This window comes from Mucilaginibacter sp. P4_D1 (genome assembly GCF_056401935.1).
Map to the genome: position 1 here is coordinate 175,079 of NZ_JBFUIJ010000003.1, position 14,432 is coordinate 189,510.

Here is a 14,432-nt window from a genome sequence, read left to right on the forward strand (position 1 = left end):
TAGACTTCAGGCGATCTTCGCACCAAATAAAACGGTTTTATGATAAAACTATGATCAAGCCGGCATTTACTATTGCCTCGCCAAAGACCAGACAAGCTATAGTATTAGGCGGTTATTGATTTGCTTTGGCCCTTAGTGGCAGGCAGTGTCAATAATCTGAAAATTACTTGGAAGTGGGTATTTACATGGTCATAAATTGAACTTATTTTGTTGCCATAAACCAATCACAATATGAAACGGAACATACTGTTCATTTTGGCAATAACAATAGTTATTGCCGGCTCGTGTAAAAAAGAAAATAAACCAGCCACGCCGGTTGTGGTAACGCCGCCACCGGTGGTTATAGTTCCTAAAAATCCGGTTACACTTATTCCCGATACCTCGGCACATGGCGGGCCGGGTAAAATAATTACTTATAACACGCCCGAATCGATAACTAAGGATACGATAATGGCAAAAATAGGTACATCTACGGTTGTATTATATAAAACAGGTGACAAGCAACTGTCGCTACTGTTGCCTGTAATTTCGTCTGGAAGCTATGATGTTAGTTTTAAACTTGGCGATCAGCCGTATACCACCAAAGCGATAGTTGATACTTACAAGAGCATTTCGGACCCGAATGCAACAATTGATATGTTTAAAAATAATGTCAACGCCATTATTGATACTTTACAACAACAATCACGGCCCAATACGACGGTTGACGACGATTTCGCATTTATAAAGCAGTTGATGGTACAATTTAGTACAAACTTACAATCGGCTACACCAGCCGAAAAGTTGTCAATTGCATACATGATACAAAATAGTAATTTAAACCCTGCAACTTTTAAAAGCGCCGGATCTATTGATCCTGATTATAGGGGCTTTAGCGTAAAACAGTCTGTAAATGCTTTGATTGCTGATAAATTGAACGTCAACGAAATTGGGAATACAGAAATTGGCAGCCAGGGCTTTACATTAGGTAGAATATTCTCTACTAAAGTAATTATTGCCACAGCAAGCACAGCTACATTTGCTTATGCAATAGGCGCAATGATAGCTGCTCCTTCGCTAGCTTTGGTTTTTCCGGTGGTTGTTTCGGCTGTGCTTTTCAAAATGGCGGTAAAGGCGGCTTTAAACGAAGAAGGTAATTTGCTTGACAGTTACATTAAAATAAAAGACTTTGCACCGGATTTTTTATTAAATACTATAAAAGCCCCTGTTATAAATACTGCATCTATTTCAACAAGGGGTACAACCAGTGTTCTTGCACTTAGCAATAACAAAAATGTTTGGTTAAATCTTAATGGCAATTTCAGAACTATACAGCAATCCGATTTAAATGATCCGTTACTCGGCAGTTTTATAACTCAGGCCACAGCTTTGCAGGATGATGAAAAAATGTTTAAAGCTAAATTTGATGATCTAAAAAATCGCTTTGGTACTTATTTTCAAAAAGTTACTCAAGCAACTATAGTACATCCAACAATGGTTAAAACTACAGCCGCAGAAAAAATAATTTTGGCGAATAACAAATATGTAACTATTTCTGAAGTGAGTAATCCTGATATTTCATTAACAGCGATAAACGATACAAAAGGATTAAAGATAACAGCATCAAATCCTAATAAAAACATAAAGACAATTACTAATTTCACATTCAAAATCACATATAACCAGGCGGCCCTAAACAATAATGTATCAAAAACTCAGTCAGCTACCTACACTCCTACCATTGATTCCGTTGCCCTGTTAAAAGCCAAGGTTTGGACAGCTTATGAAGACTATGCTATTGATCCAGATACAAAACAACAAAGCTGTAATATAATTGGCAACTCCTGCAACGTAAAAGATATTTACTATGTATTTAAAAACAGTAATGGTGTTATAAGCTGTTCAAGCTGGAGTTATGTAGCAGATTATTTGGCTGAGCAGAAATATACTTTCACAGATGTTTTAACCAGAACTGCAAATGGAAACGCAATTGTAAGCACCGATATTGGTAAATTATCTACTGCGTGCAGTAAAGGTACGCCCTACGTTTCCGAGTATCAATCATCGGGCCCAACAAACGTTAGCTTCGGTAGTTATCGTGTTTTAAATGGCTGGCTCGAACTTAATAGCAACAACACCTGGCGGCAATATGCCAAAATAACCAAGCTTAACGCTACTGCCTTGGAACTGGAGTTTTATGGCGGCTTTAATCAATTTGTTCTAACATCTTTCAAGATAACGGGCACGGGTATAAAACCAGGCTTAGAGAACGTATTAAAGGGGATTGAACGTTTTAAATAATTAATTGTAGCATATAGGTGCGAATTGGCTTTGCTGGCAGCAATACTTTACGTTTGTGGCCGCTGGCCAAGTTATGGTCTCCCCGAGGGTATCACCTCGAAAGCTGTGCAATTGGAAAGTGAATGGGTTGATATACTTCATTTGGTTACTTCATACCCCTGCTAAGCCATTTTATATCAATAAGTTAATAATTACCCAACACGACAGTAACATACGATAAGCATTTTCACATCCATTATGAAAAAGCTTATCGTATTTTCTTTTTTATTGTTGTCGTATACCCTGCATGCCCAACAGGCCGAACTTGTGCTTACCGGCGGCAATATTATCACCCTTAAACATAAGGGCGACCGTGCCCAATCTATCGCCATAAAAAATGGGAAAATACTGGCTGCAGGCACCGATAAACACGTATCTAAATATATAGGCAAGGCTACCCGCGTTATTGCTTTACATGGTAAAACTGTAATGCCTGGCTTTAATGATGTGCACCAGCACCCGGCACCTGTATATGAATTTAAGGAACCTTACGCAGTGCTCCGGCTGGATACGGTAAGTTCGATGAAAAATCTCATCGCCCTGCTTAAACGCAAGGCTGCCATTACCCCAAAGGGGATGCTGATACGGGGCGTTGGCTATAACGAAACCAAGCTTGGCGGGCAGCCCATTCGCGATAGCCTGGATAAGGCCAGTAGCATGCACCCCATTTTAATAAGCCATGTAAGCGGCCACATGTCGGCAGCTAATTCATACCTGGTGGAGCATGCTGGTATTAATGAAGCCACTAAAGACCCGGCAGGCGGCCTGTTTGAGCGCTACCCGGGCACCAATAAACCCGATGGTATTTGTAAAGAGCTAGCCGCGGGCTACCTCCGCCGGGCAAAAAATATCACCTATCCGCCTAAGCCTACGCCGGCGCAGGAAATGGCAGGTTACCGTCTTTACTTTAACCAGGTGCTGGCCAGCGGCGTAACCAGTATAGGGGATGCCTGGACAACCCCCGAAAAGGTGGTTACCTACAACAAACTGGTGGCCGAAAAATTCCCGATGCGTTTTAACCTCATCATCGGGGTTGATTACCTTGACCAGGTTTTGAATGGTAAAATAACGCAGCTGCATTCCGATTATTTACGCATCAACACCATCAAGGTGATACAAGGGAACTCTTTAAGCGGTAAAACCTGCTGGTTGTATGAACCGTATGACATGATTAACCCGCTTACCGGCAAAAAGGATTACTACGGTATCCCGCCGGCCCGCAGCCAGGCCGCGCTTGATAGCCTGTTCTTGAAAATTCACAGCTTTGGCTGGCAGATAGCCTGCCACTCCAACGGCGACCGCGAAATTGACATGGTGATAGCAGCCATTGAAAAGGCTCAGAAATTGCACCCGCGTACCGATGCCCGCCATCGTATTGAGCATTGCAGCATCACCAACCAAAATATACTTGACCATATTAAGAACGATGGTATTATCCCGGTTTTTCATTGCTACATGTATGAACTGGGCGAGAAGATGCTGGTTTACGGCCCCGAAAGGCTTAAAATGCTGCACCCTACCAAAACAGCCCAGGATATGGGTATTGTGTATGCCTTGCATTCGGATGCGCCAATATCTGCTTACCCGGCTATGCTGCGGCTGGGCAGCGCTGTTACCCGCAAAACAAAAGAGGGCGTTGTAATTGGCGCCAACCAATGCATTGATGCCGAGGATGCCATTAAAGCCTACACCTATGGTGGTGCTTATACTACTTTTGAAGAAAACAAAAAAGGATCATTACTTCCGGGCCGGTTTGCCGATATGGTGGTGCTGGATGCCGACCCAACAACCATCAATCCTGATAAAATACGTAATATCAAAGTGAATATGACAATGGTTGGAGGGCGTATAGTTTACCGGGCGACAGGAAAAAGATAGCCTTTTAAAGGATCGGCAAATTACCTGGTCAAAATTCTGCTGAACGAAAAAGAGGCACACATTACGGGTTAAAAACGGATTTTCCATATTACAAAAGGGTCAATGTTCGCCAACTGTATATGGCCAGGCTTGCCAGTTTGGATTACAAAACGGGCGATGACGCGGCGGCGTTTTTAATGGCGATGAAATAGCGCGTGCCTTTAATTGAAATGCCGGGGGCCTTCCTTTCAATATAAAGCTCAAATTATAATCACGGATTTGTGGTTTATTGCCCCTTTATAATCAAATTTCCTAAACCTTATATTATCAAACTAAAAATTGCGTTAATAGGGGCAATACCTTTATCAGCAATTTAACTAATGGCATATCATCATTACCCCATTTGTAATATCCGCTCCGGCACCATAACGCTATTGAGCTAAGGGATGGCATTTATGGGCCGGCAGTTGAAAATTATCGACAAGTTTATTGTCGGCAAATACCTGGGTACTTTTTTATTTACCCTGGGCATTTTCATGGTGATATCCGTTGTTTTTGATGTATCAGAGAAGCTGGATAATTTCACGGCCAAACATGCGTCGCTTCATGATATCGTATTCCATTATTATGCCGGGTTTATCCCTTATTACCTGAATCTATTATCACCGTTAATTAATTTCCTGGCCGTTATATTCTTTACGGCAAAAATGGCCAACCAAACAGAAATAGTGCCCATTTTAAGCGGCAAGGTGAGCTTTAACCGCTTTTTGCGACCTTATTTTATGGCCGCTACCATTATATTTATCATTTCGTTTTTCGCCAATGTATACCTGATACCCTATACCAACCGCTTAAAAAACAATTTTGAAAATGCCAACGGAATGACGGATAACGACCCGGCCAAAAGTGGCGTACATATGCAGATAGATAAACACACTTTTGTGTACATGCAAAGTTATAACGAAGCCAAACACACCGGCGACCTGTTTATTATGGAAAAATTTAACGGTGATACTTTGCTTCAGAAACTCGTGGCACAAACAGCTGCCTATGATTCGGTAAAAGGGGTATGGTCACTAAAAAACTACTCGGTTAAATATGTGAATGGCCTGCGCGAGCAATTTATAAGCAGCAATACCCCAAAAGATACCATCCTTGACATGCACCCGACCGATTTTATTTTGTATGATAATGTATATAGCGCGATGTCATTACAGGAGCTCAATAAAAACATCGGCAAAGAGAAATTACGCCGCCCAGAAGTTTTAAACAACTTGTATTACGAAATGTACCATCGTTTTGTGTACCCTTTATCTGCTTATGTTTTAACGGTTTTGGGTGTGGCCTTATCCTCGCGCAAGGTGCGCGGCGGTGTGGGCCTCCCGTTGGGAGCGGGCATTTTGCTTTGTTTTGCCTATATTATAGTCGAAAAATTTGCCATCACATTTTCAATCAAAGGGGGCTTTCCTCCGGCAATAGTTGTCATGTTGCCTAATGTTTTATTTGGGTTGCTTGGCTGTTATTTAATTTTTAAAGCACCCAAATAACCTGTTGCAGTTAGTAATTCAATATTATCTTGATTGCCAAATTGTTAACTAAAATTTGTTTTTTAGCAATAAAAAAAATAATTGCGCTGTTGCGGGTGTTTATTGTGTTTATAATCAATTGTTTATGTGGATTGTTTCCCCTTCGTCGCGATAGTTATCTATTTTAAAATAGCTATTATATAAGTTTTGCAATTGCGTATATTACATTCGCTATTATGGCTAACAAACCGTGGTGTTATTAAATAACATGCAACTTGTCTTTAATAGCCTCGGGAGTTTTTTAAGTACAAGCAGCGCGGTTTAACATTAACTAACTGGAGAATGGCATTTTTAGCAGCCCCGTGCTATATGCTTTGTTTTTTTTAAATCAAACTTGGTACTTTCATGTTACCAAATAAACCTATAGCCGTAAATATGCAAACACAGGAAGGTACCCATGATAATTTGATGGCATTTTTTAATGCCATGGACGAAGTTTTCTTTGCTGTGGATATGGTAAGCATGCAGGTATTGCAAATGTCGGAGGGGTGCGAAAAGCTATGTGGTTATAAACCTGAGGATTTTATTACAGGCAGCTGGTTATTGTTTGATATGATTCACCCGGAGGATAAAGATATTGCTGTTAACGAGCATAGAAGCTTAGAGCGGGGCGAGCGGGTTAGTAACCAGTTCCGTATTATCCACAAAGACGGAACGATACGCTGGGTAGAGAAAAAAACGATCCCCATAATGGATTATACCGGGCATTTGGCAAAGGCCGAAGGGATTATCAGGGATATTACATCGGGCAAAGCCGAAAAGGAAACCCTTAGGTTAAGCGAGGAACTGTACCGGCAAATTGTTGAAACGGCGCAGGAAGGCATCTGGACAATTGATGAAAACGAAAAGACCAATTTTGTAAACATCAAAATAGGCGAAATTTTGGGCTACTCCGCAGAAGAAATGCTGGGAAAAGAGCTTTACGATTTTATGGATGAAGAAGGTAAGGCCTACGCCATAGCATGTATGGAAAGGCGCAGGAACGGGGCCAAAGAAAATTTAAATATCAGGTACGTAAAAAAGAACGGCGAGGATGTTTGGGCAAATATATCGGCCAACCCAATTTTTGATAAAACGGGGAGGTACAGGGGAGCCCTTGCCATGGTAACAGATATTACCCAAAGTAAACAGGATCAGGAAGCGCTGCAAAAATCAGAGGCAAACCTGCGCGCTATTTTTGATAACACAGATATAGCTTACGTGCTGTTTGATGATGAGCTGAATATCATCTCTTTTAACACACAGGCGCAAATATATTCTGAAGGACGCGCTAACAAAACGCTGAAGACGGGCCTGGCCATGAAGAATTATTTCCCGGCAGAAAGAATGGGCTTTATGGAAGAAATGCTGGATAAAGTAGTCAGGGACGGAAGCGCTGAATATGAATTAAGTTATCCAAAAAAAGATGGCAGTGTAGAATGGTATCACATACAATGGTTTGTTGTAAAAAACAGCGAGCATACCCCTTGTGGTTTTGTGGTGGCCAACAAAAACATTACCGGGCATAAAATTGCCGCGCTTGAACGCGAAAAGATAACGGCCGATTTGATTCGGCAAAATAAAGACCTGGAGCAGTTTACCTATATCATATCGCATAATCTGCGGGCACCCGTGGCCAATATAATAGGCCTATCGTACCTGATTGACGAAAAAGATGAAACGTTGAGTGAACTGCACGAGGTGCTTGAAAAAGCCGGGCAATCGGCAAAAGACATTGATACAGTTATTAAGGATCTGAACCATATTTTGCAAACCCGCAAGGTGGTAAATGAGCAAAAAGACCTGGTGGTTTTTAATGACCTCGTGAATGATGTTAAAGCCGATATGCAATATATCATCACCGGCGAAAATGCCTCTTTTGAATGCGCGTTTGATGAAATAGATGCCATGTTTACTGTACGGGGCTTTCTTTACAGTATTTTTTATAATATTATTTCAAACAGTATCAAATATCGCCGGGCAGGTACCGCACCGCTTATTCATATTGAAAGCCATCGGCAAAATGATAAAATAAGGCTTACTTTTAAAGATAATGGCAAAGGCATTGATCTTGACAAGAACGCTGCTAACCTGTTTGGCTTGTACAAACGTTTTGATACAACCATGGAAGGCAAGGGTGTGGGGCTTTTTATGGTTAAAACCCAGGTTGAGGCCTTAGGTGGCAGTATAAATGTAAAAAGTAAACTAACTCAGGGGACCGAGATTATTTTGGAATTTCCGGTTACCAAGCCGGATGTTTGAGGCGCGATAAATATTGAAAGGTAGTTTTGGGCAAACACATGCATAACAGGGAGGCGGGTATAATTTCATCCTTAATGCAACGTTGTATATATTTGCACGTATACACCCCCGGTAAAACTTAAATGGAACCAGCCCGTAACAACTTTCACTTCGAGGACCTGCTGAACAGGCACCATTTAAAAAAAACTGCCCCACGGCTCCGGGTACTGTCCATGATGTCGGCACGCAGCGCAGCCACCTCGCAGCCTGATCTGGAGAGTGTTATGAATGATATTGACCGCGTTACCCTATACCGCATCCTGAATGCTTTTGAAGAAAAAGGCATTATCCACAAGGTGTTTGATTTAAACGGCACAGCCAACTACGCGCTATGCTCATCCAGCTGCAATGAAGGCCATCACCATGACGAGCATCTACATTTCAATTGCACCCAATGCAAAAACGTATACTGCCTTGATGATTTGCACCTGCCGGCCATAACCCTGCCCCCCGGTTTTGAACCACAGGGCTTTACATTATACGCAACCGGCTTGTGTCCCAAATGCAGTAAAAAGGCGGTAAAAAAATGAGGGGTTTTAAAAAGCTTTTTTCAGTAGTAATCATCGGTTTAGGACTATGCCTGTGCTGTTGTTTTAGCTCCGGTGCCCAGCAAAGGGATACCATTCCGGCTACCTCCGGCTTCCGCTTTAAAACGGTAATTATTGATGCAGGCCATGGCGGTAAAGACCCTGGCGCCCGCGGATCATACTCGGTTGAAAAAAATGTTACCCTGGCCATCGCCAAAAAACTGAAACTTTATATTGATACCGGCATGAAAGGCATCACCAGCCTAGTGACCCGTACCGATGATACGTTTATTCCCCTTAATCAACGCTCAAACATAGCCAATCAGGCGCATGGCAACCTGTTTGTTTCTATCCACTGCAACTCGTCGCCCGAAGGGAACGCAGCTTCGGCCCATAAGCGTAAGGGAGTGTTGTTGTTGGTTTATGGTTTCCACAGGCTTAAAGAGCAGGAGGAAGCCGTACGTGAAAACGCCTCCATTTTTCAGGAAAAAGACTATAAGCAAAACTACGAAAGCTATGATGAAACCGACCCATCAAACGCTATTATCCTGAATGCCTATATTCAAAAATACCGCAAGCAAAGTATCCTCTTCGGGGATTTGCTCAATGCCGAATTTACTGATTTTGACGGCCGCCCAAGCGAAGGGGTGAAGGAGCAGGGTGTACTGGTATTGGCCCATAGCGCCATGCCTGCCGTACTTATCGAAACAGGTTTTATTAACAACCCCGAAGAAGAGGATTACCTCAACTCGCCCGGCGGGCAGGATGCTATAGTGAAATCTATTGTGACTGCTATTAACAACTACCGCAAAGCCATTGGCAGCCTGTAATTTTCATATTTAGTGCGCAGATACCTATAATCAGCTATATTCGGCTCTGCAAATCCCTATTCATGATAAAGCTGATGCCTTCGTGCAAATTTCTGTTAACTACTTTAGGCCTGATATTAATTGCCGGTTATTCATCGGCACAAATTAAACAGCAGGGCGTTATACCGCAGCCGGATAAGTTTGAAAGAAATAGTGGGGTATTTACTTTTTCTGCGGCTACCGGTATAACTATTGGGCCGGGAATCAAAACAGGTAACCTTATATTTTTCAATCAATATTTTAAATCTCTTGCCGGCTATCAGCTTAAATTGAAAAGCGAAGGCACTATCATCCTGAAAATCGATTCCTCTAAAGTCGCCGATAATGAAGGTTATGAACTGGTGGTAACATCAAAGCAAATTAATATAACCGGTCATGACGAGGCTGGCGTATTTTATGGCCTGCAATCGCTTATTCAGCTATTACGCTCATCTAACGGAAAAATAACCGCCGGGAACTGCACCATTCAAGATCATCCACGCTTTGCGTACCGGGGCATGCTCCTGGATGTATGCCGCCACTTTTTTGCTGCCGATGATATCAAAAAGTGGATTGATATGCTGGCCCTGTACAAGATAAATACCTTTCACTGGCACCTTACCGACGACCAGGGCTGGCGCATAGAAATAAAAAAATACCCGCTTTTACAAAGCATTTCGGCCTATAGGGATGAAACCATCATAGGCCACAAGCGCGATATCCCTCACCTTTTTGATGGCAAACGGTATGGCGGTTATTACACCCGGCAGGAGGTTAAAGCCATTGTAAAATATGCGACAGACAGGCACATCACCATTATACCGGAAATTGAAATGCCGGGGCACGCGCTGGCGGCATTGGCAGCTTACCCGCAACTGGGTTGCACCGGCGGCCCGTATAAAACGGCTACATATTGGGGTATTTTTGATGACGTATATTGTGCCGGTAACGATGAAACCTTTACCTTTTTGCAAAACGTTCTCGACGAAGTATTGCCACTTTTTCCTTCAAAATATATTCATATAGGTGGCGATGAATGTCCCAAAACTAAATGGAAAACCTGCCCCAAATGCCAGAAACGCATTAAGGATGAGTATTTAAAAGACGAACACGAACTGCAAAGCTATTTCATAGGCCGCATGGAAAAATACCTGAACAGCAAAGGCAGGCAGATTATTGGGTGGGACGAGATCCTGGAAGGCGGCTTAACTCCCGGTGCTACCGTAATGAGTTGGACTGGAGAGGAAGGTGGCATAGCTGCTGCCAAACAATATCACAATGCCATCATGACGCCCGAAAAATATGTTTACCTGGACTATTATCAGTCGTTATACCCAGGCGAACCCATAACAGCCGGCGGCTATACCCCGCTCAGCAAAGTGTATAATTACGAACCTTTAACAAAAGAATTATCTGGCGATGAAGCCCGGTACATCAAAGGTGTGCAAGCCAATGCCTGGAGCGAATACCTGCCCAGCCCCGCCCGGGCCGAGCGGCAACTGTTCCCCAGGATGCTGGCTTTGGCCGAAGTAGCCTGGTCGGCTAAGGAAAATAAGGACTATGATGGCTTTTTGAGGCGGTTACGGTTTGAGCAATCACTGTTCAAAAAACTCAATATTAATGCCGCTAATACTTTTGATGAGATAACAGATAATGTAAGTGAAACTGCAAACCACCAGGTGTCGCTTAGCTTAAGCACTACCTTGCCCGGTGGAAAAATATTTTATACCACCGATGGATCGACGCCGGGCTTAGGTAGTAAAGCGTATATCAATGCCTTGACCATCACCCAATCGGATACTATAAAAGCCGCGGTGTTTGGCAATGGCAAATTAACCGGGCGTGTGTACGTAAAAAGTTTTGCCATTCACAAAGGTATTGGTAAAACCGTAACCCTTGCAAACCAGCCGCAGGTGGCCTATAATCCCGGCAATACCTTTGGTTTGGTGAACGGTATTTTTGGCAGCAAATTATACAATGATGGCCAGTGGTATGGCTTTAACGGCAATAACCTGGATGCCGTGGTCGATCTGGGTTCGGTTCAAAAAATATCACAGTTGGGTATCAATATTTTAAAATACCACTGGCAAAAAATGTGGGAGCCAACACTGCTTACGTTCGAAGTATCGGCAGATGGAAAAAACTATACCGAAGTTTATCGCCAAACCGAGTTTACCGCCAACGGTATCAACACGGTAAAAGCCGATATTAAACCAACGCAGGGCCGCTATGTCAGGGTAATTGGTACCAACAAAGGCATTATCCCACCTGGCGAATATATTGCCGGTGCTAAGGCCTGGTTATTGGTGGATGAGATAATTGTTAACTAATGAGTTATTTGAGAATTTGAAAATTTGAGGATTTGAAAATGATGGGAGTTATTTTCAAATGTATAATCATCCGCACATCTTCCGATCCTCATTTTCAAATTTTCAAATCCTCAAATTTTCAAATCGATCATCCGCACTTTTTTTCATATTTTTATAACCAAACGCCAACATGTGCGTTATGTTGAAATAACAAAGTTTAATCAATTGTTATTTATGTTTACAGCACTGCAAGTATAACTCAATGAGCAAAGTATTTACAATTACCGAAGGTTTGGAGAATATGGGGGCTTTGCGAACGGGCGGACAAGGCTCTGTTTATAAAGGCAGGCGCTATGGCCCTATCATTACAGCGGTAAAATTATTACCCACCCCAATCCATACGGAGAGTACCGACGATAAAAATTTCAGAAATTTTCAGAACGAGGTTGAAAAACTAAAAAAGGTAAACGAAGAGCCCAATCCCAATGTGGTCAAAATCCTCAATTCGGGTATTACCGAAAGCGGTTCGTTTCCTTTTATCGAGATGGAATATATTGATGGCCCCGACCTGGAGGATTTATTGAAGCCACCGCACGAGGCTATTTTTACCATCAAGGAAATCATTAAACTGGCCGATCAGTTGGCCAATGCGCTCTCGCATTGCCACAAGGTATCGGTTAAGCATGGCGATATTAAAAGCAATAATGTAAAGTTCAATATCCATACGGGTAACTATGTGCTGCTTGATTTTGGCCTTTCGGCTATGTCTGACGATCAGCGGCGCACCAGCATCAGGCATGCCGGGGCTATTGAATTTATGGCGCCCGAGCAAAACGAAGGACTGATGTATTTTCAGACCGATGTGTACAGCTACGGCATTATCCTGTATGAATTGATTGCCGGCCAGGTGCCTTTCCCGCTTAACGATAACGGCGAAACCTCCCGCAACGCGGTTATGCTGTCGCATATGGAAAAGGAAGTTCCTGATGTGATGGAACTACGCAAAAAGAATTTGCCTGCCGGGTGGACCGACGAAAAGAAACAGCATGAAATGCAGGTGCCCGCATGGCTGCTTAAAATTGTTGCCAAATGCCTGGAAAAAGAGCCCGAAAACCGTTATGCCAATGGAATCGAGCTGCAGGAGGTTTTGGTATATAGCAGTATATCCGCAGTAAACAGTACAGATGTTGATGATTCCTGGAATGCTTCGGTATTGTTAAAGGAAAATGAGCGCCTGCAAGGGCTGTTACTTTACTACCAGGAGGCCGAAAGCGCCAGGGGCGTGCACGTTGTAAACCCTGGTACCGAAACGCCTGTTGTTGTAGGTAAGCATGCGGTACGCATTTCTAAACCGCTATTTATTAGCTTAATTGTGGTGTTGGTTGCCCTAACCGGTTTTTCGTCTGTTATGGCCATTAAGCATCGTAAGGGTATTTACAACACCTTTTTTAAATCAACAACGCCGCCAAGGGATACTTTAAGCCAGGGCAGTACCCAGGCCAAACCAGATAGCCAGGTTAAAAGGGATACACATGAAGAAACACAACCGGTTAACAATGATCCTGCTGCCAGTATTCCGCCCGAGGTGGATTCATTGGCAGATTCGATACTGCGTGGCGTAAAACACAAGTCTAAATCCGACCCGCAGTTTTACCGCGATAGCATAAAAAACGCTGATACATCAAAATTGAGTTTTTAGTTAATGATAATTAACATCTAAAAAAGATTTACCTAATGGAATCCAAATCTACATTTTGGCAAAAAATAGGTCTGCAGGACTGGTTTCTGCCGAATGGGAAGGCCGCCGCGGTGGCTGCTGTAGCAAATAAAACGCTCACTCCCGATGATGTGTACCTGTACATTATCGAAAAATTTAAAGAATCCGTTGCTCAGCTGTCATTTGCCGATAGGGTTGTTTTTTATCACGAATACATCATCAGCTTTAACGAAGAAGACTATCAGGAGTTTATAAACAACCGTTCGGGTTTGTTTGGCATCATTGTACATGAATCGGTAAAAAAATTTTATGAACTACTGCGCGAACACCAGGAAGTAGGCAAAAAGGTTGAACCATCAAGTTCAAAATGGGTGTTCAGGCTGGTATCACATCCTGATTATAAAAAGGGTGACAAGGGCTTTATAGGCAAACTGTTGCCCGGGAGCAATAAAAAAGAAGAAAACCTGCGGGTAACCTTTATACCCCGCCATACCGGCGTTGCTCAAACTTTGGATATTAGCAATGATATTTTAAAAGGCTTTACCTATTACAGCGAGGGATATTACGAACTACCTTACGCAAATGACTTGCATTATAACGAAAAGGACGTGGTAAAACCCGGGCAAACTGTTTTGGCCCGGCTGGATACAATTATGCCCGATAAGCAGTTTGTAGGTCGTAAGGTAGAATTCCTGATGAAGAATGAAGATATTGTAGTATCTGGCAACGAAGAAACGCGCGAAGATGCCGCTGTATTTAAAATTCCGAGCGATTGGGTAAATACCCCGCACCTGCGCATCCGAATGAATAAAGCCGATGGTAAGCTTTACCTGTCATCATTTGGCGAATTGACCATGATTAACGAGCAGGAAATTACCCGCAGTGATGTAAACTCGCCGCAATGGGTGGAATTGCCTTTTAACTCAAAAATATTGCTGAATGGTATAATCGGCATCAACATATTTAAACCCGAAGCGTAATGTCACAAA

General features: G+C 42.7%; 9 protein-coding genes. All 9 read left to right on the forward strand.

Annotated elements, in window-relative coordinates; all coding sequences use genetic code 11:
- The first annotated feature begins 231 nt into the window (after positions 1–231).
- The 9 genes from AC1DV1_RS04595 (at position 232) to AC1DV1_RS04635 (ending at position 14,423) form a co-directional block, all read left to right on the forward strand.
- Positions 232–2,280 carry a hypothetical protein gene (locus AC1DV1_RS04595; protein WP_477355952.1) on the forward strand — a complete coding sequence of 683 codons (2,049 nt, stop codon included), beginning with the start codon at positions 232–234 and terminating at the stop codon, positions 2,278–2,280.
- A gap of 237 nt (positions 2,281–2,517) precedes the next feature.
- The gene (locus AC1DV1_RS04600; RefSeq protein WP_477355955.1) at positions 2,518–4,197 is read left to right on the forward strand and encodes an amidohydrolase; all 1,680 of its coding nucleotides are present in this window, start codon (positions 2,518–2,520) and stop codon (positions 4,195–4,197) included.
- A 446-nt stretch (positions 4,198–4,643) separates the two neighbouring features.
- The gene (locus AC1DV1_RS04605; RefSeq protein WP_477355958.1) at positions 4,644–5,723 is read left to right on the forward strand and encodes an LptF/LptG family permease; all 1,080 of its coding nucleotides are present in this window, start codon (positions 4,644–4,646) and stop codon (positions 5,721–5,723) included.
- 384 nt (positions 5,724–6,107) lie between these two features.
- Positions 6,108–8,003 carry a PAS domain-containing sensor histidine kinase gene (locus tag AC1DV1_RS04610; RefSeq protein WP_477355961.1) on the forward strand — a complete coding sequence of 632 codons (1,896 nt, stop codon included), beginning with the start codon at positions 6,108–6,110 and terminating at the stop codon, positions 8,001–8,003.
- Positions 8,004–8,125: 122 nt separating this feature from the next.
- Positions 8,126–8,572 carry a Fur family transcriptional regulator gene (locus AC1DV1_RS04615; RefSeq protein WP_477355964.1) on the forward strand — a complete coding sequence of 149 codons (447 nt, stop codon included), beginning with the start codon at positions 8,126–8,128 and terminating at the stop codon, positions 8,570–8,572.
- A complete protein-coding gene (locus tag AC1DV1_RS04620; protein ID WP_477355967.1) occupies positions 8,569–9,399 on the forward strand; it encodes an N-acetylmuramoyl-L-alanine amidase family protein in 831 nt (276 codons plus the stop codon). Before AC1DV1_RS04615 ends, AC1DV1_RS04620 begins: the two co-directional genes overlap by 4 nt.
- 62 nt (positions 9,400–9,461) lie before the next feature.
- Positions 9,462–11,747 carry a glycoside hydrolase family 20 protein gene (locus AC1DV1_RS04625; RefSeq protein WP_477355970.1) on the forward strand — a complete coding sequence of 762 codons (2,286 nt, stop codon included), beginning with the start codon at positions 9,462–9,464 and terminating at the stop codon, positions 11,745–11,747.
- A gap of 241 nt (positions 11,748–11,988) precedes the next feature.
- Positions 11,989–13,425, forward strand: coding sequence for a serine/threonine protein kinase (locus AC1DV1_RS04630; protein ID WP_477355973.1), 1,437 nt, complete (start codon positions 11,989–11,991; stop codon positions 13,423–13,425).
- 35 nt (positions 13,426–13,460) lie between these two features.
- On the forward strand, positions 13,461–14,423 hold the full coding sequence (locus AC1DV1_RS04635; RefSeq protein ID WP_090653187.1) for a hypothetical protein: 963 nt from the start codon (positions 13,461–13,463) through the stop codon (positions 14,421–14,423).
- Positions 14,424–14,432 lie beyond the last annotated feature (9 nt).

Excerpts from the sequence above, each read along its gene's own strand:
- AC1DV1_RS04595 (WP_477355952.1), top strand. The coding sequence starts at position 232 with ATGAAACGGAACATACTGTTCATTTTGGCAATAACAATAGTTATTGCC.
- AC1DV1_RS04600 (WP_477355955.1), top strand. The coding sequence starts at position 2,518 with ATGAAAAAGCTTATCGTATTTTCTTTTTTATTGTTGTCGTATACCCTG.
- AC1DV1_RS04610 (WP_477355961.1), top strand. The coding sequence starts at position 6,108 with ATGTTACCAAATAAACCTATAGCCGTAAATATGCAAACACAGGAAGGT.
- AC1DV1_RS04615 (WP_477355964.1), top strand. The coding sequence starts at position 8,126 with ATGGAACCAGCCCGTAACAACTTTCACTTCGAGGACCTGCTGAACAGG.
- AC1DV1_RS04620 (WP_477355967.1), top strand. The coding sequence starts at position 8,569 with ATGAGGGGTTTTAAAAAGCTTTTTTCAGTAGTAATCATCGGTTTAGGA.
- AC1DV1_RS04625 (WP_477355970.1), top strand. The coding sequence starts at position 9,462 with ATGATAAAGCTGATGCCTTCGTGCAAATTTCTGTTAACTACTTTAGGC.
- AC1DV1_RS04630 (WP_477355973.1), top strand. The coding sequence starts at position 11,989 with ATGAGCAAAGTATTTACAATTACCGAAGGTTTGGAGAATATGGGGGCT.
- AC1DV1_RS04635 (WP_090653187.1), top strand. The coding sequence starts at position 13,461 with ATGGAATCCAAATCTACATTTTGGCAAAAAATAGGTCTGCAGGACTGG.